General features: G+C 75.7%; 20 protein-coding genes. 14 read left to right on the top strand and 6 right to left on the bottom strand.

The window, feature by feature from the left end; all coding sequences use genetic code 11:
- Positions 1 to 132: 132 nt before the first annotated feature.
- From ACIPYS_RS29780 to ACIPYS_RS29730, 11 genes are all read left to right on the top strand, one after another.
- Positions 133 to 1,122 carry a FecCD family ABC transporter permease gene (locus tag ACIPYS_RS29780; RefSeq protein WP_400751957.1) on the top strand — a complete coding sequence of 330 codons (990 nt, stop codon included), beginning with the start codon at positions 133 to 135 and terminating at the stop codon, positions 1,120 to 1,122.
- Positions 1,119 to 2,276 carry a FecCD family ABC transporter permease gene (locus ACIPYS_RS29775; RefSeq protein WP_400751812.1) on the top strand — a complete coding sequence of 386 codons (1,158 nt, stop codon included), beginning with the start codon at positions 1,119 to 1,121 and terminating at the stop codon, positions 2,274 to 2,276. The genes ACIPYS_RS29780 and ACIPYS_RS29775 overlap by 4 nt, the downstream gene beginning before the upstream one ends.
- The gene (locus ACIPYS_RS29770) at positions 2,276 to 3,253 is read left to right on the top strand and encodes an ABC transporter ATP-binding protein (protein WP_400751809.1); all 978 of its coding nucleotides are present in this window, start codon (positions 2,276 to 2,278) and stop codon (positions 3,251 to 3,253) included. The genes ACIPYS_RS29775 and ACIPYS_RS29770 overlap by 1 nt, the downstream gene beginning before the upstream one ends.
- 104 nt (positions 3,254 to 3,357) lie before the next feature.
- Positions 3,358 to 4,377, top strand: a complete 1,020-nt coding sequence (locus ACIPYS_RS29765) for an ABC transporter substrate-binding protein (RefSeq protein WP_093859640.1) — start codon at positions 3,358 to 3,360, stop codon at positions 4,375 to 4,377.
- Positions 4,378 to 4,535: 158 nt separating this feature from the next.
- Positions 4,536 to 5,768 carry an acetyl-CoA carboxylase biotin carboxylase subunit family protein gene (locus ACIPYS_RS29760; protein ID WP_400751805.1) on the top strand — a complete coding sequence of 411 codons (1,233 nt, stop codon included), beginning with the start codon at positions 4,536 to 4,538 and terminating at the stop codon, positions 5,766 to 5,768.
- Complete coding sequence (locus ACIPYS_RS29755) at positions 5,765 to 7,642, top strand: IucA/IucC family protein (RefSeq protein ID WP_400751802.1); 1,878 nt, start codon at positions 5,765 to 5,767, stop codon at positions 7,640 to 7,642. The genes ACIPYS_RS29760 and ACIPYS_RS29755 overlap by 4 nt, the downstream gene beginning before the upstream one ends.
- Positions 7,639 to 8,985, top strand: coding sequence for an MFS transporter (locus ACIPYS_RS29750; protein ID WP_400751799.1), 1,347 nt, complete (start codon positions 7,639 to 7,641; stop codon positions 8,983 to 8,985). Before ACIPYS_RS29755 ends, ACIPYS_RS29750 begins: the two co-directional genes overlap by 4 nt.
- The gene (locus ACIPYS_RS29745) at positions 8,982 to 10,763 is read left to right on the top strand and encodes an IucA/IucC family protein (RefSeq protein WP_400751796.1); all 1,782 of its coding nucleotides are present in this window, start codon (positions 8,982 to 8,984) and stop codon (positions 10,761 to 10,763) included. Before ACIPYS_RS29750 ends, ACIPYS_RS29745 begins: the two co-directional genes overlap by 4 nt.
- The gene (locus tag ACIPYS_RS29740; RefSeq protein ID WP_400751793.1) at positions 10,760 to 11,995 is read left to right on the top strand and encodes a type III PLP-dependent enzyme; all 1,236 of its coding nucleotides are present in this window, start codon (positions 10,760 to 10,762) and stop codon (positions 11,993 to 11,995) included. Before ACIPYS_RS29745 ends, ACIPYS_RS29740 begins: the two co-directional genes overlap by 4 nt.
- Positions 11,996 to 12,187: 192 nt before the next feature.
- A complete protein-coding gene (locus ACIPYS_RS29735; RefSeq protein ID WP_400751954.1) occupies positions 12,188 to 12,985 on the top strand; it encodes an inositol monophosphatase family protein in 798 nt (265 codons plus the stop codon).
- A gap of 138 nt (positions 12,986 to 13,123) precedes the next feature.
- Complete coding sequence (locus ACIPYS_RS29730) at positions 13,124 to 13,807, top strand: signal protein (protein WP_400751790.1); 684 nt, start codon at positions 13,124 to 13,126, stop codon at positions 13,805 to 13,807.
- 13 nt (positions 13,808 to 13,820) lie between these two features.
- On the opposite strand, the gene ACIPYS_RS29725 is transcribed toward ACIPYS_RS29730, so the two are convergent.
- Complete coding sequence (locus tag ACIPYS_RS29725; protein ID WP_400751788.1) at positions 13,821 to 15,491, bottom strand: pyridoxal phosphate-dependent decarboxylase family protein; 1,671 nt, start codon at positions 15,489 to 15,491, stop codon at positions 13,821 to 13,823.
- On the bottom strand, positions 15,488 to 16,798 hold the full coding sequence (locus tag ACIPYS_RS29720) for a diaminobutyrate--2-oxoglutarate transaminase family protein (protein ID WP_093864754.1): 1,311 nt from the start codon (positions 16,796 to 16,798) through the stop codon (positions 15,488 to 15,490). Before ACIPYS_RS29720 ends, ACIPYS_RS29725 begins: the two co-directional genes overlap by 4 nt.
- Positions 16,799 to 17,082: 284 nt before the next feature.
- Here ACIPYS_RS29720 and ACIPYS_RS29715 point away from each other — a divergent pair, with 284 nt between their 5' ends.
- The gene (locus ACIPYS_RS29715) at positions 17,083 to 17,742 is read left to right on the top strand and encodes a class I SAM-dependent methyltransferase (protein WP_400751785.1); all 660 of its coding nucleotides are present in this window, start codon (positions 17,083 to 17,085) and stop codon (positions 17,740 to 17,742) included.
- A 146-nt stretch (positions 17,743 to 17,888) separates the two neighbouring features.
- A complete protein-coding gene (locus tag ACIPYS_RS29710) occupies positions 17,889 to 18,254 on the top strand; it encodes a PH domain-containing protein (RefSeq protein ID WP_093859648.1) in 366 nt (121 codons plus the stop codon).
- A gap of 7 nt (positions 18,255 to 18,261) precedes the next feature.
- Here ACIPYS_RS29710 and ACIPYS_RS29705 read toward each other — a convergent pair whose 3' ends face one another.
- Complete coding sequence (locus ACIPYS_RS29705; RefSeq protein WP_400751950.1) at positions 18,262 to 19,017, bottom strand: response regulator; 756 nt, start codon at positions 19,015 to 19,017, stop codon at positions 18,262 to 18,264.
- A gap of 77 nt (positions 19,018 to 19,094) precedes the next feature.
- The gene (locus ACIPYS_RS29700) at positions 19,095 to 20,912 is read right to left on the bottom strand and encodes an ATP-binding protein (protein ID WP_400751781.1); all 1,818 of its coding nucleotides are present in this window, start codon (positions 20,910 to 20,912) and stop codon (positions 19,095 to 19,097) included.
- Positions 20,913 to 21,220: 308 nt separating this feature from the next.
- Here ACIPYS_RS29700 and ACIPYS_RS29695 point away from each other — a divergent pair, with 308 nt between their 5' ends.
- Positions 21,221 to 22,660, top strand: coding sequence for a cation:dicarboxylate symporter family transporter (locus ACIPYS_RS29695; protein ID WP_093859650.1), 1,440 nt, complete (start codon positions 21,221 to 21,223; stop codon positions 22,658 to 22,660).
- A 172-nt stretch (positions 22,661 to 22,832) separates the two neighbouring features.
- Here the strand turns inward: ACIPYS_RS29695 and ACIPYS_RS29690 are convergent, their stop codons facing one another.
- Together ACIPYS_RS29690 and ACIPYS_RS29685 are read right to left on the bottom strand one after the other, a co-directional pair.
- Positions 22,833 to 23,900 carry a hypothetical protein gene (locus tag ACIPYS_RS29690; protein ID WP_400751778.1) on the bottom strand — a complete coding sequence of 356 codons (1,068 nt, stop codon included), beginning with the start codon at positions 23,898 to 23,900 and terminating at the stop codon, positions 22,833 to 22,835.
- 45 nt (positions 23,901 to 23,945) lie between these two features.
- Positions 23,946 to 24,605: an RNA polymerase sigma factor gene (locus ACIPYS_RS29685; protein WP_400751775.1), complete on the bottom strand. Its 660-nt coding sequence runs from the start codon at positions 24,603 to 24,605 to the stop codon at positions 23,946 to 23,948.
- Between the last annotated feature and the right edge of the window lie 229 nt (positions 24,606 to 24,834).

The following is a 24,834-nucleotide window of genomic DNA, read 5'->3' as shown; positions in this document are numbered from 1 at the left end:
GGCCGTCCGTGCCCCGACTCGCCCGGTACGTACCAATCCAGCCGCGACTTGACTGACTTAGGTATACCTAACCTAATATCTCGCCCCGTGCTCACCACCGATCCGCCGGCCCGTCCGAGCCCGGCACCGAGAATCCGCTCAGCGGCCCGGCTCCCCCTGGTGCTGGTCGCCGGACTCGGGCTGCTGGCGCTGTGTGCGGCGCTGAGCCTGGCCCTCGGCTCCCGCACGATACCGCTGGGGACCGTGGTCGACGCCCTGACGGCTGGTCAGCACGGCAGCGACGCGGATGTGGTGACCGGCCTTCGGGTGCCGAGGACGCTCATCGGCCTCGCGGTCGGGGCCGCGCTCGGCGTCGCCGGGGCGGTCGCCCAGGGCGTCACCCGCAACCCGCTCGCCTCGCCGGTCACCCTCGGCATCAACGCCGGCGCGAGCTTCGCCGTGGTCGCCGCGATCTACACCTTCGGGCTGACCCGCCCGGTCGAGTACGTGTGGTTCGCCTTCGCCGGAGCGGCGGTGGCGGCCGTCGCCGCGTACGCGATGTCCCGGCAGGGCGGAGACCTCGACCCGGTCCGGCTCGCGCTCGGCGGCACCGTGCTCACGGTGGTCCTCACCTCGTGGACCTCCGCGCTGATGCTGGCCAGTCACCGCACCCTGGACGAGGCCCGGTTCTGGCTGGCCGGGTCGGTCGCCGGCCGGCACCTGGACACCCTCGTGCCGGTGCTGCCGTTCCTGGCGCTGGGCCTGCTCGCCTCCTTCGCCGTCGCGCCCGCGCTCAACGCGCTGGCGCTCGGCGACGAGAGCGCCCAGTCGCTCGGCGTGCCGGTGGCCCGGATCCGGGTGGTCGGCGGGCTGGCCGTCGTCCTGCTCGCCGGGTCCGCCGTGGCCGTCGCCGGGCCGGTCGCGTTCATCGGACTGGCCGCCCCGCACCTGGTCCGGCCGTTCCTCGGCAACGACCACCGGCTGCTGCTGCCCGGCTGCCTGATCGCCGGTCCGGTGCTGCTGCTCGCCGCCGACGTGCTCGGCCGGCTGGTGGCCCGCCCCTCCGAACTCGAGGTCGGCATCGTGACGGCCTTCCTCGGCGCGCCGCTGCTCGCCGTCCTGGCCCGCAAGGTGACCCGATGAACGCCCCCGCCCTGGACCGGAACCCCGGCGACCGGACCCCCGGCGACCGGACCCCCGGCAGCCGGAGCCCCCTCGACCGGACTCCCGGCGGGGCCGCCGGCGACGGCGCCGCCCCGGCCCGTTCCGCCGCCCCGGGACCGGGCACCTCCGCGGCCCGGCGCCGCGCCCGGACCGCCGGCTGGTCGGTGGTCGCCGCCGTCCTGCTCGTCCTGCTCACCGGGATCGCGCTCGGCACCGGGCAGGTCAGGATGACGGTCTGGGAGGCGCTGAGCGCGCTGGCCGGATCCGGCGACCCCGGGAACGTGCTGGTGGTCCAGGAGTTCCGTGCCCCGCGCGTGGTCTCCGCGCTGATCGCGGGCGCCGGGCTGGCGGTGGCCGGCTCGATGCTCCAGCGCCTGTTCCGCAACCCGCTCGCCTCGCCGGACACCATCGGCGTCACCGGCGGCGCGTCGTTCGGCGCGGTCCTGGTGCTCGCCACCGGTGCCTCGCAGGAACTCGTCCCGCCGGCCGCACTGGGCGGCGGACTGCTGGCCGCGCTGCTGCTCGGCGGTTTCGCCTGGCGCTCCCGGATGGCGGTCACCCGGCTGGTCCTGGTCGGGCTCGCGGTCCAGCAGGGCCTCGCCGCCGCCGTCAATCTGATGATCGTTCGGTTCCCGGCCGAGCTGGCCTCCTCCGCGATGCAGTGGACCACCGGCTCCCTCTACGGCCGCAACTGGGACGAGGTCTGGATCGGCGGCTCCGCCGTCGCGCTGACCACCGCCGCCGTGGTGCTCACCCAGCGCCGGGTGGCCGTCCTCGACCTCGGCGACGACTCGGCCGGCGGGCTCGGGCTCGACCCTCGGCGCGACCGCGTCCTGCTGCTCCTGCTCACCATCGCCCTGGCCTCCCTCGCCGCGGCGCTCACCGGGCCGGTCGCGTTCGTCGCGCTCGCCGTGCCGCACCTGGTCCGGCTGCTCGCCGGACCGCCCACCCTCGGCACGCTCGGCCTCACCGCCCTCACCGGCTCGCTGCTGCTGCTCGCCTCCGACCTCCTCGTGCTCCATGTGATCCCCGTCCACGGCCTGCCGGTCGGTGCCGTCACCGCCACCCTCGGCGCGCCCTGGCTCCTGGTGCTGATGATCCGCCAGGGCCGGCTCCCCCGGAGGAACAGCTGATGACCCCCGACGTGACCACCGCGGCCGAGGCCACCACCGGCGCACCCGGCTCGACCCGCGCGACCGGCGCACCCGGCGCGACCGGCGCGACCGGCGCCGCGGACGCCGACCGGTCGGCGAACCGCCTCGCCGCGCACGGCCTCGCCCTGCGCTACGGCAACCGGACCGTCGTGGACGGCCTCGACCTCGAACTGCCCGGCAACGCCGTCACCGCCGTCGTCGGCCCCAACGCCTGCGGCAAGTCCACCCTGCTGCGCGGCCTCGTCCGCCTGCTGGACCCGGCCGCCGGCACCGTCACCCTGGACGGCTCCGACATCCACCGGATGCCGGCCCGCTCGCTCGCCAGGCGGATGGGCCTGCTGCCCCAGCAGCCCGTCACCCCGGAGGCCGTCACCGTCGAGGCGCTGGTCCGGCTCGGCCGGTTCCCGCACCAGCGCATGCTCACCCCGTGGTCCAAGGCCGACCAAGCCGCGGTGGAGGACGCGCTCGCCCGCACCGGCATGGCCGAACTGCGCGACCAGCACGTGGACCGGCTCTCCGGCGGCCAGCGGCAGCGGGCCTGGATCGCGCTCGCGCTGGCCCAGGACACCGACCTGCTGCTGCTCGACGAGCCGACCACCTTCCTCGACCTGCGGCACCAGCTCGACGTCCTCGACCTGGTGTCCGACCTGCACGCGCAGGCCGGGCGGACGGTCGTCATGGTGCTGCACGACCTCGGCCAGGCCGCCCGGTACGCGGACCACCTGGTCGTCCTCAAGGACGGCCGGCTCGCGGCCGCCGGGGCGCCGGGGGACGTCCTCACCGCAGAACTGGTGGAGAGCGTCTTCCAGGTGTCCTGCCGGGTCGTGCCCGATCCGGAGACCGGGACTCCGCTGATCGTGCCCCGGGCCCGGTCGAGACGGGCCACCGCCGCGGCCGCCCCGGCGGTCGCCGCCGCCCCGGCCGCCCCGGCGACCTCTGCCGCTACCGAGCGCTGAGGCTTCCCTCCCGGGCTCCGTTCCCCCCGCCTCCGGCCGTGCCCGCCCCGCGCGGGTCGTTCCGGCGCCCCGCCCTGCCCCGAAACAGAGACAAGGAACCCCTCATGAACCGCTCCGCCCGCGCCCGCAGACTGCCCGTCGCCGTGCTCGCCGTCGCCCTCTCCACCACCCTGCTCGCCGCCTGCGGCAGCAACGGCGACGGCAAGGCCGCCGACAGCGCCAAGCCGGCCGGCGAAGCCACGGCCGCCGCCGGTGCCGCCGCCGTCTTCCCGCGCACCGTCGCCCACGCGGCCGGCACCGCCGAGATCAAGGCCCGGCCCAAGCGTGTGGTGGTCCTGGACAGCGGCGAGCTGGACGACGTCACCCTGCTCGGCATCACCCCGGTCGGCGCGGTCTCCCCGCACATGAAGACCGAGGGCGGCTTCCCGAACTACCTCAAGGACAAGATCAAGGACACCAAGGACGTCGGCCCGATGAACGAGCCGAACCTGGAGCTGATCGCCTCCCTGAAGCCCGATCTGATCCTCTCCTCGAAGGTCCGGCACGCCAAGGTCTACGACAAGCTCAACGCGATCGCCCCGACCGTGCTCGCCGAGACCACCGGATTCCCGTGGAAGGCCAACCTCGCCCTCTACGCGCAGGCCCTCGGCATGGAGGCCGAGGCCAAGAAGGCCCTCACCGACTACGAGGCCCGTGCCGCGAAGCTCGGCGAGGCGATCAAGGCGAAGAACGAGGGCACCATGCCGAACGCCTCGGTGGTCCGGTTCGTGGCCGGCCCGACCCGCCTCTACGCCAAGGCCTCCTTCAGCGGTGTCGTGCTGAAGGACGTCGGCCTGACCCGCCCGGCCTCCCAGGAGGTGGAGCAGAACATCCTGGAGGTCAGCGCCGAGCAGATCAACCAGGCCGACGCCGACCTGGTCTTCGTCACCGTCGCCGACGACCCGTCCAAGACCAAGCAGAGCGAGGTCCAGGACACGCCGGTCTGGAAGGGCCTGAACGCCGTCACGAACAACCACGTGTTCAACGTGCCGGACGAGACCTGGATGTCGGGCATCGGCGTCCAGGCCGCCGACGCCATGCTGGCCGACATCGCCAAGGCCGCGGGGGTCGACGCCCCCAAGTAGGCCCGGGGCCCACGCCCGGACGGGCGGCGAGGGGGCCGGGGGACGGCCGACGGCCGCCCCCCGGACCGCCCGCGCCCGCCCCTCCCGCTCGCCCCTCCCGCCCGCTCCTCGCGCTCGCCCGCCCGCTCGCCCGCCCCCCGGAGAGGACCCGCCCTGCCATGCGCCTCTACCTGCTCGCCCTCAATCCGACCGACTCGGTGACCGACGGATTCCTCCCGGCCGCCGCCCGCCTCGGCCTCGCCGTCACCGTCCTCACCGACCACGCCGAGGCCCACCGACTCGCCTACGCCGGGAAGAAGTTCGCACCGGACGTGACCGAGTGCGACGTCCAGGACTTCCGCGAGGTGATCGGGCTGATCTCCCGGCTCCGGGCCACCGGCACCGCCGACGCGCCGTTCGCCGTCTTCAGCAACAGCGACCACCTGCAGACCCAGACCGCGCTCACCGCCGACTACTTCGGCCTCCCGGCCAAGGACTGGAAGGCCACCCTCCGGGCCAAGAACAAGGGCCAGCTCCGCCGGCACCTCGCCGCCGCCGGCCTCGACGCCGTCCGCTCGGTCGAACTCGCCCCGGAGCAGGACCCGTCCGCACTGCGCACGGCGGACCTGCCCTTCCCCGTCGTGGTCAAACCGCGTGAGGGTGTCGCCAGCGAGGACGTCTCGCTGGTCGCCGACATCGAGGAACTGGTCCGGCGCGCAAGGGAGATCCAGCACCGGCGCCCCGGCGCCGCCCTCGTCGTCGAGGAGTTCCTGGAGGGGCGGCTGTGCACCCTGGAGACACTGGGCGACGGTCACCGCCGGCACGTCCTCGGCGGGTTCCGGACCAGACTCTCCCCGCCGCCGGACTTCGTCGAGGAGATGCTGGAGTTCGTCCCCGCGCACCCCTCCGCCGCGGTCGCCCAGGTCCTGGCCCAGCTGGACGCGCTCGGGGTCGGACTCGGCGCCTGCCACACCGAGTTCGTCGTCCAGTCGGACGGCCGGGCCAGGATCATCGAAGTCAACTACCGCGCCATCGGCGACCAGTGCGACCTCATGCTGGCCGAGATCCTCGGCATCCCACTGTTCGAGCACATCCTCGCCGCCCACCTCGGCCTCGAACTCCCCGCCGACCTCGGCGAACGCTGCGCCGCCACCCGGCTGCGCGCCCGCAACGAGGTGGTCTGCGCCGACCGGGCCGGCACCCTGACCGCCGCCCCCGGGCCGCACGACGAGGACGCCGACGGAGTCCGGCTCGCCTACCGGCCGCTGCGCCCGGTCGGCGAACGGCACGAGCACTACCGCACCAACCGGGACTATCTGGGCGTGATCTGGGCGGTCGGCCCCGAGCAGGCCGCCGTCGACGCCGCCGTGGCCCGGTTCGTGGCCGCCAACCGCTGGGAGATCACCCCGTGAGCGCCGCCACCCCGCCCTCCGCCGGCGCCGCAGTTGCCGCCGGCGCCGCCCCTACTGTCGGCGCCACCCCTGCCGCCGGCGCCACAACTGCTGGCGGCGCCACAACTGGTGCCGACTCCCCCGTCGGCCTGCTCACCCTCCGGGTCCTGTCCGCCCTGGTCCGCGAGGACGTGCTCGGACTGCGCACCCGCGGCACGGTCGAGCACCGGGCCGACGGCGCCTGGCTGGTGGCCGCCGAGCACGGCATCGCCGTCCCCGTCGCCGCCGAGGGCTTCCAGAGCGAGTACGGCGCGCGCCTGCCGCTGGTCGAGGCCGACGGCCTCCCGGTCGAGGAGCTGGACGCCGCGCTGACGGCGCTGGCCGCCCGCGCCGACGCCGAGGACCGGCCCGGCTGGACCGCGTTCGCCGAGGAGTGCCGCCAGACCCTCGCCACCGTGGAACTGCACGAGCGGGTGCGCACCGAGGTGCACACCGCGCTCACCGACCTCTACGGCGCCGACCCGGCCGACTGGACCGGCCCCGCCGCCGCGCTCGGCCACGACACCCTGGCCGCCTTCCTCGACCACCCGGTCTACCCGACTTCGCGCGGCCGCTCCGGCCTCGACGAGCACGAACTGCGCGCGTACGCACCAGAGTTCCACCCCGCCTTCGAACTTCGCTGGCTCGCCCTGCCGACCGGCACGCTCGCCCGGCACGGCGACCGCCCGCTGCCGCGCTGGTGGCCCACCCCGAGCTGGCTCGGCCTCGACCTGCCCGGTGGCGACGCCGCCTGGGAGACCCTGCCGGTCCACCCGCTGACCGTCGGCCCGGCCCTGGACGAAGCCCTGCGCGCCACCGGCCTGGACGGCCGCGCCGTACTCGCCGAACGCCCCTACCTGACCGTCGTCCCGACCCTCTCGATGCGCACGGTCGCGGTCGCCGAGGACCCGCTCCACCATCTGAAGCTGCCGCTCGCCACCGCCACCCTCGGCCGGCTCAACCGCCGCACCATCAAGCCCGGCACACTGGTCGACGGCGCCGCCGGACAGCGGCTGGTCGAGGCCGTGCTGGCACGCGAACCCCGCTTCGCCGGGCGGATCCTGCACGCCGACGAGCAGACCTGGGCCCACGCCGGACACGAACTGCTGGCGGTGCTGCTGCGCCGCTACCCGCAGGGGCTGGAGCGGTCCGTGACCGTCCCGCTGGCCGCGCTGCTCGCCCCGGCACCGGCACCGGTCGCGGGGGCCGGCGCCGGACGCCTGGTCGTCGACCGGCTCGCCGACCGGTTCCACGGCGGCGACCCGGTCGCCCTCTACGACGCCCTGCTGGAGCTGCTGCTCGACTGGCAGACCACGCTGTTCGGCCACGGCATCGCCCTGGAGTCCCACCAGCAGAACACCTCGCTCGTCCTCGACCGGGACGGCGGCCTGCGCCTGCTCTACAAGGACGACGACGGTCCGCGCGTCCACACCGGACGCATGACCGCCTCCCTCGGCGAACACGCCCCCGCCCGTGCGGAGTTCGACGACGCCCGGATCTTCGGCGACGACGACCGGCGGCTCACCGACCTGTTCACCACCATCACCGGCCACCTGTGCACCGGCTCGCTCGCCTTCGGCCTCGCCGCCCACGGCCGGGCCGGACTCGACGAGCTGCTCGCCCTGCTTCGCAAGCGGCTGACCGAGGCCGTCGAGCGGACCGGAGCGGCCGCCGAACCGCTGCGCACCGCCCTGCTCGACGCCGAACGGCTCCCGGTCAAGGCGATGGTCACCGCCGGCACCCTGCTCAGCAAGCGGCGCTCGGGCGCCGCCGACATCAACAAGCACTACACCGACGGGCCGAACTACCTGCTTCCGTACCGGAGTTCCGCCGCCGAGCCAGGCCCCGGGCAGTGACCGTCGACGCACTGCCCCGGCAGTCCGAACACGACGCCGCCGCACCCGGTGGACTCGGCCGGCGCCAGGTGCACGCCGTGGCCGCCTGCTACTTCGTCGCCTCCTTCGCCGCCCTCGGCCTGCCGCCCTACCTGACCACGATCCTGCCCGGACTCGGCGACCAGGACGGCCACTGGGCGGGCGTGCTGTACATCGTGCCCACCGTGTTCAGCGCCCTCGGTGCCCCGCTGTGGGGGCGGCTCGCCGACCGGTACGGCCGCAAGCGACTGCTGCTGCGCGCCCAACTCGGCCTCGCCGTCTCCTTCCTGCTGGCCGGAGCCGCCGACTCGCTGCCCGCGTTCACCCTCGCACTGGTGCTCCAGGGCTTCCTCGGCGGCACCTTCGCCGCGACCAACGGCTATCTCGCCGCCGCCCTCGACGGCGCCCGGCTGTCCCGGGCACTCACCCTGATGCAGGGCAGCGCACGGGCCGCGCTGGTGGCGGCACCGGTCCTGGTCGGCCTGCTGTCACCGTGGATCGACCCGCACCGGCAGTACCTGCTGATGGCCGTACTGCCGCTGACCGCGGCGGTGCTCCTCTCCCTGCTGCCCGAACCGGGCCGGGCCGGGACGAGAACCGGGGACGGGGCCGAGTCCCTGGCCGAGACGGCCTCCGACCCCGCCATCGGCCCCGCCGTCGGCCCCGCCGTCGACCCCGCCGACCTGACCGGCGGCGACGGCGGGACGGCCGCGACCGCGGCCACGCCGACGAGCGCCACCGCCGCCGGACCGAAGAGCCGCACACCCCTGCGCGTCCTCTACGGCCTGGAGTTCGCCTTCGTCTTCGCCACGATCATCTCCTTCCCCTATCTGATAGCCCTGGCCGAGGAACGCCTCCCCGGGGTCTCCGGCACCACCACCGGTGTGCTGTTCGCCCTGCCCCACCTGTGCTACCTGGCGTTCGCGGCCCGCACCCACACCACCTTCCTGCACCGCCCGCACACCGGCATCGCCCTCGGCTTCGGCTTCGTCGCGCTCGGCCTCGCCGGGCACGCCGTGGCAGACTCGCTGCCGGCCTTCGTCGCCGTCCGACTGCTGCTCGGCGCCGGACTCACCCTCGGCCTGGTCTGCCTCTCGGTGCTCGCCGCCGAGGCCTGCCGCGGCCGGGCACCCGGACGACTGTTCGGCTCGCTCGAATTCGTCTCCAAGGGCGGCGCCGTGGCCGCCGGCGCCGTCGCGGCGCTGGTCAACGGCCGGTTCGGCACCACCTCCCCCGTGCTGGTCGGCACCGCCGCCGCACTCCTGGCCGCCGTCGCGGCCACCGCACTCTCCTCCCACTCCCGCCAGCGTTGGAGTCGCTCATGACGCACCAACTGCCCACCGCCGACCATGCCGTGGTCCATACCCTGCTCAACTGCCTGCTGCGCGAGGTGTCCGCGCCCGAACACCAGACCGCCGTCACCGACGGCCGCCTGCTGATCCGCCTCCCCCGGCGCGGCACCCTGCTCCGGGTGGCGCTGCGCCGCACCTCGCTGATCGGCGCACACCGCTTCACCGGACCGGTGGAGGAGGAACACCGCGGCGGCTGGCGCGAGCTGGACTGGCACGAGCTCGCCCGCCAGATCCAGGGCGAGCTGGAACTGCGCACCGGAACGGTCAACGAGGAGTTCCTCGGCCAGCTCACCTCCAGCCACACCGCGGTCTCCACCGCCCTGGCCGGCCGCCCCGCGCCCGGCCCCAACCGCTACCTGGAGTCCGAGCAGGCCCTGCTGTTCGGGCACCGGTTCCACCCCGCGCCCAAGTCCCGCTCCGCCGAACGCGGCGACTGGCGCGACTACGCCCCCGAGGCCCGCGCCGAATTCCCGCTGCGCCACCTCGCGGTACGGCAGGAGCTGATCGCCGAGGCCTCCGCCGACCCGGCCGCGACCGCCCTGCTGGACAGCCTCGGCGCCGTCCGGGACGGCTACCGGCTGCTGCCCGCCCACCCCTGGCAGTACGAACTCATCGGCGACCACCCGCTGTTGCGCGGGGCACTGGAGCGCGGCGACATCATCGACCTCGGCCCCGGCGGCACCCCGTTCGCGGCCACCGCCTCGGTCCGGACCCTGTACGGCGCGGGCGCGTTCCTCAAGTTCAGCCTCAATGTGCGGATCACCAACTGCCTGCGCAAGAACGCCGCCTACGAGCTGACCGGCGCGGTCACCCTCACCCGGCTGCTCGCCCCGGTCCTGGCCGACCTGGCCGAGCGGTTCCCGGACGCCGCCGTGCTGCGCGAGCCGGCGTTCCGCACGCTCGCCCTGCCCGGCGCGGACGGCCGGCCCGACCGGGCGCTCTACGAGGGATTCGGCCTGATCGTCCGCGAGGGCCTCGGCGCCTCGCTGCGCCCCGACCTCACCCCGCTGCTGGCCGCCGCCGTCGCCGACGAGTACCCGACCAGCTCGGCGCACATCTCCCGGCTGCTGTCCGACCCGGCCGACCCGGCCCGGGCGCTCGACTGGTGGACGGCCTACCTGCGCCTGCTCCTCCCGCCGGTGCTGTCCGCCTTCTTCGACCACGGCGTGGTGCTCGAACCGCACCTGCAGAACGTCCTGATCGGCGTGGACGCGTCCGGCCGCCCGGCCCAGGTGCTCTTCCGCGACCTCGAGGGGACGAAGCTCGTCCCCGAGCGGCACGCCGAACTGCTCGCCGCACTGCCGCCCGAGGTCGCCGGGCCGATGGCCTACGACGCCGAGCGCGGCTGGGACCGGGTGGTCTACTGCCTGCTGGTCAACCACGTGGCCGAACTGCTGGCCGCCGTCGCCGACCTGCACCCGGCGGCGGAGGGCGCGCTCTGGGAGGCGGTCCGCCGCGTCCTGGAGGAGTACGCGGCGGAGCACGGCCGCCCGCCCCGGCTGCGCGCGCTGCTGGCCGGCGTGCCGCTGCCCGGCAAGGCCAACCTGCTCACCCGCTGGGAGCGCAAGGCCGACCGCGCGGCCGGCTACGTCCGGATGGCCTCGCCGCTGGCCCGCTCCGTGCTGGCGGAGGCCGCCCACGGCGCCGCCGCGTCGGCCGTACCCGGACCGCCCTCGGCCCCCCTCCCACCTACCGCCCGGATCCCGCAGCCCGTCCAGGCCCCGCCCGTCGCCGCCGGAAGGACCCGATGACCGCCACCGACGCCGTCCACCGCCACGTCGCGGAGCTGGACCCGGAACAACTGCCCGCCTACGTCTACGACCTGGCGGCCCTGCGGACGCACGCCGCCGCCGTCCGGGCCGCCCTGCCGGAGCGGGTCGAGCTGTACTACGCGGCCAAGGCCAACCCCGAGGCCCCGGTGCTGGCCGCCCTGGGCGGGGCCGTGGACGGCTACGAGGTCTCCAGCGGAGGCGAACTGGCGCACGTCCGGGCGGCCGTCCCGGACGCCCGGCTGGCCTTCGGCGGGCCGGGCAAGACGCCCGCCGAGATCGCCGCCGCCGTGGACGCCGGTGTGCACCGCTGGCACGTCGAGAGCGAACAGGAGCTGTACCGGCTGGCCGCCGTGCTGGCCGACCGGCCGGACGCGACCGTGGACGTGCTGCTGCGGGTGAACCTGCCGGTCGGGGCCGGTGCGCTGGACTCGGTCGCGCTGGCGATGGGCGGGCGCCCGACCCCGTTCGGGCTGGACCCGGACCGCGCCGAGGCGGCGATGCGGCTGCTCACCGAGCCGGTCGGCCCGCTGGCCCCGGTCCGGCGGCAGCTGCGGCTGCGCGGTGTGCACGCCCATCTGGCGAGCGGGCTGGCCGCGTCCGAACAGCTGGCGCTGGCGGAGCAGATCGTCGGCTGGTCCACCCGTTCGGCCGAGCGGCACGCCTTCGCGCTGGAGGAGGTCAACGTGGGCGGCGGCATGGCCGTCGACTACGCCGACCCGGACGCCCGGTTCGACTGGACCACGTTCGGCGAGGGCCTCGGGAAGCTGCTGGACCGCCACCCCGGCCCGGTCCTGCGGATCGAGCCGGGCCGGGCGCTCACCGCGTACTGCGGCTGGTACGCGACCGAGGTGCTGGACGTGAAGCGCAGCCACGGCGAAGACTTCGTGGTCGTCCGCGGCGGCACCCACCACCTGCGGACCCCGGCCACCCGGGGCCACAGCCAGCCGTTCGACATCCTGCGGGTCGAGGAGTGGCCCCATCCGTGGGAGCGGCCCGCCGTGACCACCGGCCGGGCCACTTTGACCGGCCAGCTCTGCACCCCCAAGGACGTGCTCGCCCACGCGGCCCCGGCCGCCGCCCGCCTCCGCGCGGGTGACCGGGTGCTCTTCGACCTGGCCGGGGCGTACGCCTGGAACATCTCGCACCACGAGTTCCTGATGCACCCCCGCCCGGGCTTCCACTATCTGGACAGCCCGGCGGAGCAGCACTGACGGGAGGCCGCCGAGGGGCGGCCGCCGGCGTCGGACGGAACGTCGGCGGCCGCCGCGCGGCGGACGGCCGACGGACGGCGGGGACCGGACACCCGGGTCCGCCGTCCGCCGGCCGTCGGCGGCCGCCCTCCGTGCACCGGAACCGCACTGGCGTGCGAAGGTGGTAGCAGCGAAGGGAGCGCGCACGTGCTGATGGAGAAGGTGGCAGAGATCATCGCCGAGGCCTCGGCCGAGGCGGTGGAGCCCCGGTTCCGGGCGCTGGCCTCCGGCGAGGTGATGGAGAAGGCCCCCGGCGAGGTGGTCACCGTCGCCGACCGCGAGGCCGAGCTGATCATCTCGCGGCGGCTGCGCGAGCTGCTGCCCGTCCCGGTGGTCGGTGAGGAGGCGGTGGCCGCCGACCCGGCACTCGCCCGGGCCCTGCACGCCGAACCGGCCGTCTGGCTCGTCGACCCCGTCGACGGCACCGCCAACTTCGTCGCCGGCCGCCCCGACTACGCGGTGATGGTCTCCCTGGTGCGCGACGGCCGGACCGTCGCCGCCTGGATCCGGCAGCCGGCCACCGACACCACCTACACCGCCGAACTGGGCTCCGGCGCCTGGCGCGACGGCCACCGGCTGACCCGCACGCCCGCCGGCGACGATCCGGCCGCCTGGCGCGGCTCGGTGAAGAGCCGGTTCCTGGACCCGGCCCGCCGCCGTCTGATCGAGTCCAACGCCACCGCCTTCGGCGGCCTGACCGACGGGCGCCACGCCGCCGGCATCGAGTACCCCGAAGTCGCGGACGGCAACACGGACTTCGTGCTCTACTGGCGCACCCTGCCCTGGGACCACGCCCCCGGCTCCCTCCTGGTGGCCGAGTCCGGCGGCCGCGCCGCCCGTCTCGACGGCACCCCCTACCGCCCCGAGGCCCCGGGCGGCACGGACGGCCTGCTCGTCGCGGCCGACCCGGCCTCCTGGGAGCGGTGCCGCGAGATCCTCTTCGCTCCGTAGTCCGCACCGTGGTTCGCGCCGCCGGCCGCTCGCACGGTGGTTCCCGCCGTGGCCGGTGCCCCGGGCCGGGCCGGGCGGTGGTTCGCACCGCGGAAACCGGGCGCGCGAGGGGTGACCGGGCTCGTAGACTCCACGATCATGACTTCACGGCGACGGACCGCCCTGTTCCTCGGTGCCCTGCTGCTGGCCACGGCCTGCACTGCCGCACCGGAACACGACACCGCGGCGACGGCCCCGCCCGCGCCGGCCGAGGAGCCGTCGGAGTCGCCGAGCCCGCCGCTCGCGGTGCACACGCTGACCTCGGCGGAGGTGCAGTACGGCTGGTGGAACTGGGCGTCGGGCAGCGAGGCGAACCGCAGCCCGGTGCTCGACCGGGACGGCCGGTGGTGCGGTGAGCGCCAGCACGAGGACATCTGGTACCTGGCCGGAACGACCGGCGGGGGCCCGGTCGGGCGGACCTGCGCCGTCCCCGTCGGACTGCCGGTGCTGTTCCCGCTGGTGACCATGGTCGGCGAGGCCGCAGACTGCACGGTCTTCATGGACCGGGCCCAGGGCAGCGCCACGCTGGACGGCGTCCCGCTGACGGCCGAGCCGCTCGGCGCGACCCGGATCCAGCTGTACTCCGTCGCCGGCAACGCCTTCGGGGCGACCGCCACCGGCTCCGAGAACACCTGGTCGTGCGGCCTGTGGGTGCGGCTGGACCCGCTGGCGCCCGGCAACCACGAACTCACCGTCCGGGGCAGGGCCGAGGAGCCCGCCGTCTCGGTGGAGGTGGACTACCACCTGCGGGCGGCCGTGCCCACCCCCACCGGAGCCGTCTGACCCGGCGGCCGTACTACCGCCCGACCCACCGCCAGGTCTCCCGGCCCGCACGGACGACCTCGGCGATCAGTCCGGCCACCTCCTCGGCGGTGGTGTGCGGGTTGAGCAGCGTCAGCTTGAGCCGGACCCGGCCGGGGCCCTCGCCGGGCAGTTCGGTCCGGCCGACCACGGCCCGTCCGCCGCGCAGCAGTTCGCGCCGCAGTTCGGCGTTGACCCGGTCCAGCGCGGCCGGGTCGGGGCCGGACTGCGAGGAGCCCGGCCCGGCCGCCGGCCGGTAGCGGAACAGCAGGGCGGTCAGCACGGGTTCGGCGTGCAGTTCCAGTTCCGGTTCGGCCCGGACGGCGTCGGCGGCGGACCGCGCGAGGTCGTGGCAGGCGTCGACGAGCCGGCCGAGTCCGGCCCGGCCGAGGGTGCGCAGGGTGACGGCGAGCTTGAAGGCGTCGGGCCGTCGGGTGGTGCGCAGGGAGAGGCCCAACAGGCTGGGGTAGCCGGCCTGTTCGTCGTCGGCCGGGTTGAGGTAGACGGCCCGGCGGGCGAGCGAGACGTAGTTCTCGGCGTGGCGCACCAGGAAGACCCCGGCGGCGGCGGGCTGCCAGCCGAGCTTGTGCCAGTCCAGCGAGACGGAGTCGGCGCGTTCGATGCCGTCGAGCAGGGGGGCGAGCCGGTCGGAGAGCAGGGCGCCGCCGCCGTACGCGGCGTCGACGTGCAGCCAGGCGTCGTAGCGGGCGGCGAGCTCGGCGACGGCGGGCAGCGGGTCGACGGCTCCGGTGTCGGTGGTGCCGGCGGTGGCGACCACCGCGACGGGGGTGTGTCCGGCCCAACTGGCCTCGGAGAGGGCGCGTTCGAGCGCCGCCGGGTCCATCCTCAGGTCGCGGTCGACGTCGACCGGGACGACGGCGCGTTCGCCGAGGCCGAGCAGGGCGGCCGCCCGCTGGACCGAGAAGTGCGCGGCCCGGGAGGCGAAGATCCGGGGCCGGACGCCGGCGGGCAGGCCGAGGAGCCCGTCGAGTTCGACGATGCCGTCGAGCTTCTGGTCGCGGGCGAGCATGAGGCCCATGAGGTTGGACTCGGTGCCGCCGGAGGTGACCACGCCGGCGGCCCGGGCGGGGTCGTAGCCGACCAGGGCGGCGAGTTCGGCCAGCACCGCGGTCTCCAGTGCCGTCGCCGCGGGGGCCTGGTCCCAGGAGTCCTGGGAGGGGTTGAGGGCGCTGACGGCGAGGTCGGCGGCGGCGGCCACGGCGAGCGGCGGGCAGTGCAGGTGGGCGGCGCAGAACGGGTCGGCGGGGTCGGCGGCGCCGTGGGCGAGCAGTTCGGTGAGGCGGGCGAGGGCGTCGGGGCCCTCGGCGGCGGCGAGTGCCCGGTCGACCAGGGCGGCGAGGTCGCCGGGGCGGCCGGTCGGCAGCGGGCCGCCGCGCCGGGTGGCTCCGGTCTCCAGCGCGTCGAGGACGGTGGCGAGCAGCGGGCCGAGCGCTGCCGGTCCGCCGACGCCGCCGGAGAGGGCGTCGAGCGGTGCGTCGGCCCCCTCGGCCGGGTCCGGCCAGGAAGCGCCGCGGCCCGGCCCGGCCCCGGCATCCGCCCCGGTCCCGATCTCGCCCTCGGTCCCGTCCCCGGTACCGCCCCCGGGCCCCTCCCCGGTACCGCCCTCGGTACCGCCCTCGGGCCCCTCCCCCGGGCCGCCGCTCACGCGGAGGCCGCCGCGACGGCGTCCGCGAGCCGGTCCAGCACCGCGGCCGTCTGCTCGTCCGTGATGGTGAGCGGGGGCAGCAGCCGCAGGACGGCGTCGTGCCGCCCGCCGAGTTCGACGATCAGCCCGCGTTCCAGGCAGGCCTCGCGGACCCGGACGGCGAGTCCGGGGGCGGCCGGGCGGGCCCCGCAGGCGTCCGGCTCCGCGGCCGGGTCGACGAGTTCGACGCCGATCATCAGCCCGCGGCCGCGCACGTCGCCGATCGCGGGGAGTTCCCCGGCCAGCGCGCGCAGCCGTGCGACCATCCGGTCGCCGACCACCGCCGCCCGTTCGGCCAGCCCGTTGGCGGCGACGTAGCGCAGGGTGGCGGCTCCGGCCGCCATGGCCAGCGTGTTGCCGCGGAAGGTGCCGGTGTGGGCGCCGGGCCGCCAGCCGTCGTACTCCTCCCGGTAGACGACGACGGCGAGCGGGAGGCTGCCGCCGATCGCCTTGGAGAGCACCATCGCGTCGGGCACGATCCCGCTGTGCTCGACCGCCCACATCGCACCGGTGCGGCCCACACCGGTCTGCACCTCGTCGACGATCAGCGGGATGCGGCGCTCGGCGGTGATCCGGCGCATGGTGCGCAGCCAGTCGTCCGGCGCTGGAACGACACCGCCCTCGCCCTGCACGGCCTCCAGGACCATCGCGGCGGGCGGGACGACGCCGCCGGCCGGGTCGTCGAGCAGCCGTTCGACGTAGGTGGCCGACAGTTCGGCCCCCGCCTCCCCGCCGACCCCGAACGGGCAGCGGTAGCCGTAGGGGTAGGGCAGCCGGACGACCTCGCCACCGCCGGGCAGCGGCTCCTTGACGGCGACGTTGCCGGTGAGCGCCAGGGATCCGGCGGTCATGCCGTGATAGGCGCCGGTGAAGGCGAGCGCGCCGGAACGGCCGGTCGCGGTCTGCATCAGCTTGAGCGCGGCCTCGACGGCGTCGGTCCCGGCGGGCCCGCAGAAGTGCACCCGCGCCCCGTCGGCGAAGGCGGGCGGCAGGCTCTCGAACAGGGCGGTGGTGAAGTCGTCCTTCTCGGCGGTCGCGAGGTCGAGCAGGTGGAGGGGGGCGCCGCTGTCGAGGGTACGGCGGATCGCCGCCAGCACCACGGGGTGGTTGTGGCCGAGCGCGAGGGTGCCGGCGCCGGAGAGGCAGTCGAGGTAGCGGCGGCCGTCGGCGCCCTCGACGGTCATGCCGCTGGCGCGCACGGGGACGATCGGGAACGAGCGCGCGTAGGTGCGGGCGGCGGACTCGCGCAGGCGCTGGCGGCGCAGCACGGCGCTCGGCCCGGACGCCGCCCCGGCGGCGGGCGCGGGCGCCGGGCCCGGCGCGGGAACGGCGGCGGCACGGGGGACGGTCGGACCGGTGGCGGGCTCAGCGGCGAGCGTCAAGGCGGACTCCCAGAAAATTAGGTGAGCCTAACCTTACTTGTCTGACCTGCCCTGATCCGTCCGGGGGCGCCGGAACCACCCTTGCGAGTGACAGTCGGCCCACTCCCTCAACGACCGGACCGGCCGGAGGTCACGGCCTCCGGCCGAGGCCGGCGCGCTACCCTCGCCGCATGCCACCCTCGCCCCGGAACGGCTCCGCCACCCCCGCCGACGACGACACCCCGGCCGGCCGTGCCGCCGGACTCGCCCGCACCCGGGAGTTCTTCGGCGTCCGCGCCGCCGGCTGGGACGCCAAGTTCCCGGACGACGGCCCGCGATACGCCGCCGCGATCGCCGAACTCGCCCTGCGCCCCGGCGACTCGGTGCTCGACGCGGGCTGCGGCACCGGCCGCGCCCTGCCGCCGCTGCGCGCCGCGGTCGGCCCGGCCGGGCGGGTGTTCGGCGCCGATGTCACGCCCGAGATGCTGGCCGAGGCCGCCGCGCGGCATCCCGGCACAGCCGCCCTGCTGCTCGCGGACTGCGCCCGGCTCCCGCTGCCCGACGCCGCACTGGACGCCGTGTTCGCGGCCGGACTGGTCTCCCACCTGCCGGACCCGGTCCAGGCCCTGCGGGAGTTCGCCCGGGTCGGCCGGCCCGGCGCCCGGCTGGCACTGTTCCACCCCGTGGGCCGCGCCGCCCTCGCCGCCCGCCACGGCCGCCCCCTCACCCCGGACGACCTCCGGGCCGAACCCAACCTCCGCCCCCTGCTCGATGCCACCGGCTGGCGCCTCGTGGCCTTCGCGGACACCGACGACCGCTACCTCGCCCTCGCCGAGCGCGCGGAGCACTGACCGGGCCGGGCCCGCCCCGGCCCCCGGTCCCGGGCGGGCGCGGGGGCAGGGGCAGGGGCAGGGGTGACCCGCGGCCATGATCACCGACGTGTCAGACTCGGGCTCCGTACGCACCCGCACCGGGTGCCCGAGCGAAGGAATCCCGCATGGCACTCTTCGGCAACGCGCACCGGATCGACAACGCCGAGGCCCAGAAGGAGTTCGCCCGGCTGTTCGGCCAGGGCGAGCAGGTCCACGCCGCCTACCAGCTGGTCCGCGACGCCTTCCTGTTCACCGACCGCCGGCTGATCCTGGTCGACAAGCAGGGCATCACCGGCAAGAAGACCGAGTACCACTCGATCCCCTACCGTTCGATCACCCACTTCGCCGTGGAGACCGCGGGCAGCTTCGACCTGGACGCCGAGCTGAAGATCTGGGTCTCGGGCGCCGCGCTGCCGATATCCAAGAACTTCACCAAGGGCGTCGACATCTACGAGGTGCAGGCCCTGCTCACCCAGTTCGTGGCCCGCTGACCCCACCTCACGGAGCGTCCGCCCCACCGGGGCCGCCGGAGCCACTGGGGCCGCCGGAGCCACTGGGGCCGCCGGAGCCGCCCGTCCAGCGGTAGCAGAGCTCCGGCCGGCCGACCGTGCCGTAACGGGGCTCCCGGACGGCGAGGCCGGTGTCCACCAGGTGCTCCAGGTAGCGGCGGGCGGTGATCCGCGAGACACCGGCCGCCGTACCCGCGGCGCCGGCCGAGAGGCCGGTACGGTCCGCGCGCAGCACCCCGGCCACGGTGTCCAGCGTCGGAGCGCTCAACCCCTTCGGCAGGGCGGTGCGTTCGGGCATCCGCAACAGCGCGAGCGCCTGGTCGACCTCGTCCTGCCCGGTGGCCGGACCGGTCCGCGCGAGGGTGTCCCGGTAGCGGGCGTAGCGCTCCAGGCGGTCGTGCAGCGCGGCGGCCGCGAACGGCTTCAGCAGGTACTGGACGACACCGGCGGACACGGCGCGGCGGACCATCGCGAGGTCGCGGGCCGAGGTGACCGCGATGACGTCGGTGGTGTGCCCGGCCGCCCGCAGGGTGCCGCAGAGCTGCAGGCCGTGCCCGTCGGGCAGGTAGAGGTCGAGCAGCAGCAGGTCGACGGGGCGCCCGGCGGCCCGGGCCCGCTCGAGGAAGCGCAGTGCCTCCGCGCAGCCGTGCACGGTGCCGACCGCCCGGAATCCCGGCTCGCGCCCCACGTAGAGGGTGTGGGCGGCGGCGGCCACCGGGTCGTCCTCGACCACCAGGACGGAGATCTCGGCCCGTTCAGCGCCCCCGGACCGTTCGGCGCCCCCGGTCCGTTCGGGGCCCCCGGCCCGACCGGTGTCGCGGCTCACGGGGCCACCGCCACGCGCCGGTGCTCCCCCGCGCCCTCGCGCGCCGGGCGGTCGAGCGGCAGCCGGACGGTGAGCACCGCACCGCGCTCCCGACCGACCGCGACGGTGCCGCCGTTGCGCCGGGCGGCCTGGGCGACCAGGGCGAGCCCGAGTCCGCGCCCGTGGCCGTGGCCGTGGCCGTGGCCGTGGCCGACGCTGCCGCCGGTCCCGTTGCCGTCCTCCCGGCCGTTCGCCTGCTCGGCCCCTCGGCCGGTCCCTTGCTCGCTCCCTCGGCCGGTCCCGCCGTTGCCGTCGCCGTTGCCGGCGCCGTTCCCGCCCGCGCGGCCGTCCTGCTTGGTACTCCACCCGCGCCGGAACACGTCGTCGACCGCGCCCGGGTCGATGCCGGCCCCGGTGTCGGCGACCCGCAGCAGCAGGTGGTCCCCGTCGATCCGGGCGGTGACGGTGACCTCCGGGGGTCCGGGGTTCGCGGCCGCGCCGGTGATCGCGGCGTCCACGGCGTTGTCGATCAGATTGCCGAGCACGGTGATGAGGTCGCGGGCGGTCAGCCGCGGCGGCAGCACACCGTCGTCGATCGAACTGTCCGGTGTGAGCGTCAACTCCACCCCCCGTTCGGCCGCCTGGGCGGCCTTGCCCAGCAGCAGGGCGGCCAGCACCGGTTCGCCGACGGCGGCCACCACCCGGTCGGTGAGCCGCTGGGCGAGGGCCAGTTCGGCGGTGGCGAACTCCACCGCCTCCCGGTGACGGCCGAGTTCGATCAGCGAGACGACGGCGTGCAGCCGGTTGGCGGCCTCGTGCGCCTGCGCGCCGAGCGCCTCGGTGAAACCGCGCACGGAGTCCAGTTCACCGCTCAGCGCCTGGAGTTCGGTGTGGTCGCGGAGGGTGAGGACCCGGCCGAGCCCGGTGCCGATGGTGGAGGTGTTGAGCACCACCACCCGCTCGGCGGTCAGATGGACCTCGTCCCGGACCGGCGCGTCCCCGGAGACCGCCGCCAGCAGGGCGTCCGGCAGCCCCAGCCCGTCGACCGGTCGGCCCTCCACCGGCCCCTCCAGGCCCAGGAGTTCGCGCGCCGCGTCGTTGCAGAGCACCACCCGGTGGTCCCGGTCGAGCAGGACCAGCCCCTCCCGGACGGCGTGCAGAGTGGCTTGGTGGTACTCGTAGAGGTGGCTGAGCTCGGCCGGTCCCATGCCGTGGGTGTGCCGCCGCAGCCGGGAGTTGGCGAGGTAGGTGCCGATCCCGCCGACGGCCAGCGCGGCCCCGGCGACCCCCACCAGCGCGAGCAGCGGGCCGCGCAGCTGCGCCGAGATGGACTGCACCGTGATGCCGGCGCTGACCAGCGCCACCACCCGGTGCCGCTCGTCCAGCACCGGGGTGACCACCCGCACCGAGGACCCGAGCGTGCCGGTGTAGGTCTCGCTGCGGGTCTCCCCGGCGAGCGCCCAGTCGATGTGCCCGAGGAAGGGCCGCCCGATCTGCTCGGGCAGCGGGTGGGTCCAGCGGATGCCGGCGGTGTCCATCACGGTGACGAAGGAGACCCCGGTGTCGACCCGCACCCGCTCGGCGTAGGGCTGGAGCACGGCCGTCGGGTCGGGTGCGCCGGCGGCCTCGCGAACGGTCGGCGAGTCGGCGACGGCGCGGGCGACGGCGGTGACCTGGCGGCGGGCCGCGTCGTCGGCCCGCCCGGCGGTGAACAGGTAGGCGAGCACCGCCCCGCCCGCGACCACGGCGGCGACGATGACCACTTGGACGACGAAGAGCTGTCCGGCCAGGCTGCGCACCAGCCGGCGCGGCGGGAGAGGGGTACGCGCGGACATGCCTGTCAGTGTGCACCACGGCCCCGCCGGTACGGACCGGGGTACGGAGCCCGCGGCGATGTGAACTCTATGAACGCAAACGTGACCCGCGTCACGCCCGGACGCCATAGTCGGAGCGGCCCACCACCCGGGCCCCCGGGACCGCGGGCCGGCGCACCCCCCATGGGCACACCCTCCACGAGGGCGGACCCATGCGCACGCCCACGGACACGCACCCGTCGCGGACCCCCCTTGACGGGCGCCTGTTCGTGGGCGCAACCCCCCACGGCGCACGCGGTGCCGGGCACAGCAGGGCGAAGGAGCCACAGATGTCGATCACCGGAGCAGCGGCCGCCGCGGGCGCCAGACCGAAGGACCGCACCCACGTCCTCTATCTCGCCGTGATCGCGGCGGTCGTCGCGGGCGTCGCGGTGGGCCTGGCGGCACCGGACTTCGCCGTGGAGCTGAAGCCCGTCGGCACGGGATTCGTCAACCTCATCAAGATGATGATCAGCCCGGTCATCTTCTGCACCATCGTGCTCGGCATCGGCTCGGTCACCAAGGCCGCCAAGGTCGGCAAGGTAGGCGGCCTCGCGCTCGGCTACTTCCTCGCCATGTCGACCGTCGCCCTCGGCATCGGCCTGCTGGTCGGCAACCTGCTGGAGCCCGGCGGCGGCCTCCACCTGACCGCGGCCCTCGCCAAGTCCGGCCACGCCCAGGCCGCCGCCGGCGGCGCGCAGTCCACCGCCGACTTCCTGCTCGGGATGATCCCGACCACCATGCTCTCCGCCCTCACCGAGGGCAAGGTGCTGCAGACCCTGCTGATCGCCCTGCTGGCCGGCTTCGCCCTGCAGGCGATGGGCCCGGCCGGCGCCCCCGTACTGCGCGGCATCGAGCACGTGCAGCGGCTGGTCTTCCGGGTCATGGCGATGATCATGTGGGTGGCGCCGATCGGCGCCTTCGGGGCGATGGCCGCCGTGGTCGGCGCCACCGGCACCGCCGCACTGAAGAGCCTCGCCGTCATCATGGTCGGCTTCTACCTGACCTGCGCCCTGTTCGTGGTCGTGGTGCTCGGCACCCTGCTGCGCCTGGTCGCCGGCGTCAACATCTTCACCCTGCTGCGCTACCTCGGCCGCGAGTTCCTGCTGATCCTCTCCACCTCCTCCTCGGAGAGCGCCCTCCCCCGGCTGATCGCCAAGATGGAGCACCTCGGCGTCAGCCGCCCGGTGGTGGGCATCACCGTCCCGACCGGCTACAGCTTCAACCTGGACGGCACCGCGATCTACCTGACCATGGCCTCGATCTTCATCTCGGAGGCGATGGACAAGCCGATGTCGGTGGGCGAGCAGCTGTCGCTGCTGGTCTTCATGGTGATCGCCAGCAAGGGCGCGGCCGGCGTCACCGGCGCCGGACTGGCCACCCTCGCGGGCGGGCTCCAGTCCCACAAGCCGGCCCTGGTGGACGGCGTCGGGCTGATCGTCGGCATCGACCGGTTCATGTCCGAGGCCCGGGCGCTCACCAACTTCGCCGGGAACGCCGTCGCCACCGTGCTGATCGGCCAGTGGACCGGGGAGCTCGACCGCGAGCGGGCCCGGCAGGTGCTGGCGGGCGCGGTGCCGTTCGACGAGCGGACGCTGCTGGACGCCGACCCGCACGGCGCCCCGGCGCCGGAGCCCGCCGTCCCGGCCGGGACGGCGCCGCCCGCACCGGTCCCGGTCCCGGCCGCCACTGCGGCCACTGCTGCGGCGACCACGACGACGGCCGCCTGAGCCGCGCCGTCCCCCGCTCCCCTGGTCCGGCGCCCCGCCCAACCCCCCGGAAAAGGCGCCGGACCAGGGGTCCTTCGTGTCCCCGGCACCGACCGGGCCCTCGGCCCGGGTCCGGGACCCCTGGGCCCGGACCACCCGCCCTCGGGCCCGACCCCTGGGGCGACCGGCCCGTTCAGACCTCCTCGGAGCCGCTGACCGCCCAGCTCAGCCCGGTCGCCGGATCCTCCAGCGCGAGATGCAGGTGCCGCAGCCGGTCGGCCGGATCGTCCCAGGTGAAGCAGCGCATCCGGGCGACCAGGGCGCGGACCTCCGCCCGGTCCGCCGACTCCGGCCGCTGGGCGCCGGTCATCGCCGTCAGCACCCGCCACAGCGCCAGCCTCCCGTGCGCCGCGCCGTGCGCGCGGTCCGCGATGCCCGCCTGCACCAGCGCCGGCCAGGCGAGGGCGAACGGCAGGTACCCGCCGGTGACCGCCGGCCCCGGCGCGAGCTGGGCGGCGGCCCCCGCCGCCGGTCCGCGCACGCAGACCGTCCGCGCCCAGCCGGCCAGCTCCGCCAGCGCCCGGGTGGCCGGCTGCCCCGGCAGCCGGATCCCGGGTTCGGGCAGCTCCACCCGGGCCAGCCCCTCCCGGCTGGCGGGCAGCGTCAGCAGGGCGCTGCGCGAACCGCCCTGGCGCAGGTACTCCCGGACCGGCATGCCCTCGGCCCGCCCCACCGACTCCCAGGGCTCGAGCAGCAGCGGCACCCCCTCGGGGTCCGGTTCGGCGCCCCGGGAGAGGTCCTCGCCCAGCAGTACCCGGGTCTGCGCGACCAGCCGCCGCACCGGGGGCGGGCCGAGCAGCGGGGCGAGCCGCCGCCAGGTGTGCCGGGTCGCCAGCACCTCCCAGAGCGGCCCGGCGTCGTGGTCGGCCACCCCCGCCGCGGTGCCGGGCCCGCCGTCCGTGTCGAACAGTCGTGCGGCCACCTCGGGCGGCGCGGCGTACGCGATCAGGTGGCCGAGCGCGGCGGTGGCGATGCCGGCCCGGCCCTGCGCGGCCGCGACCGCCCGGGCACCGGCCGCCCCGGGGCCGCCCGCCGGGCCCACGCCGGCCGACCCGCCGGCCGCCGGGTCGCCGCCCGCCGGGTCGCCCGCCAGGTCGAGCGCGACAGCGGCGGCACGGGCCTGCCGGTAGGCGCCCAGCAGTTCGATCCAACGGCCCTCGTCCACCAGGGAGCGGAGCCGATGCTCCTCGTACGTGATCACGATTTGCAGCGTACGGGGCGAGACCGGGGCTGAGCTGACATGCCGTCAGACCGGTGCGTCGGACCCGGCTCGCGCCCCCGGCACGTGCCCGGGCGGGCGGCCGGACCGGCGGGCGGCCGGGCGGTCGGGCCCGGAATCCGGCCGACGGCCGGGCGGGAGGTCACCGGGCGGGCGGCCGGCCCCGGCGAGTGAATCGCGCTCCCGTTCGAGGATGCCCCGCAACCGGTCCAGCGCCCGGCGCCGGTTGACCGCCAGGGTGGAGCGGTGCACGCCGAGCAGCGCGGCGGCCTCCTCCAGGCTGTACCCGTCGAGGTCGACCAGCACCACCGCCCGCGCCTGCTTCGCCGTCAGACAGCGCAGCAACCGCACCACCTCCCAGTGCGCCTGCAGCTCCGCCACCCCGCCGGCCGAGGGATCGTCGTACACGCCGCCCCGGCCGGCGACCGCCGCGAGGCCGCCGACCGGTGCGACGTCCTCCAACGCCTCACAGGGGAGCAGCCAACGGCGGTCGCGGCGCCACTCGTCGCGCACGACGTTCGCCATCGCGGTGAACGCGTAGGCGTAGGGCCGGGGATGGCCGAGGAAGCGGGAGGGATTCCGGGCGATCCGCAGATACGCCTCGTGGACAACATCGCCCGCGCCGAACGGATCCCCGAGCATGCGGGCCGCGGCGCGCTGGAGCCTCGGCAGCAGCTCCGTGAACACCCGGTCGAATTCCGCGGATTCGACCGACGGGCGCGGCGCCGGAAGCGGGTCGGCGGCCGGATCCGCGGCCGGACCCGGACCCGGGTCCGGGTCCGGGTCCGCGCCACCCCGACAACCGGCCATGACTCCCATCCCGCCCCCTCGGAAATCGGTACCCCGAAGGCCCGTTCGGTGGATTTCGGCCCGCCGGCCATGACGTTGTGACGCACATCACATCATAGTTCGTCGT

The sequence above is a fragment of the Kitasatospora sp. NPDC089913 genome (assembly GCF_044748625.1).
Taxonomy (GTDB): domain Bacteria; phylum Actinomycetota; class Actinomycetes; order Streptomycetales; family Streptomycetaceae; genus Kitasatospora.
Note: the sequence above shows the minus strand (reverse complement) of the source record. Positions and strands in the feature narration are given on the sequence as shown.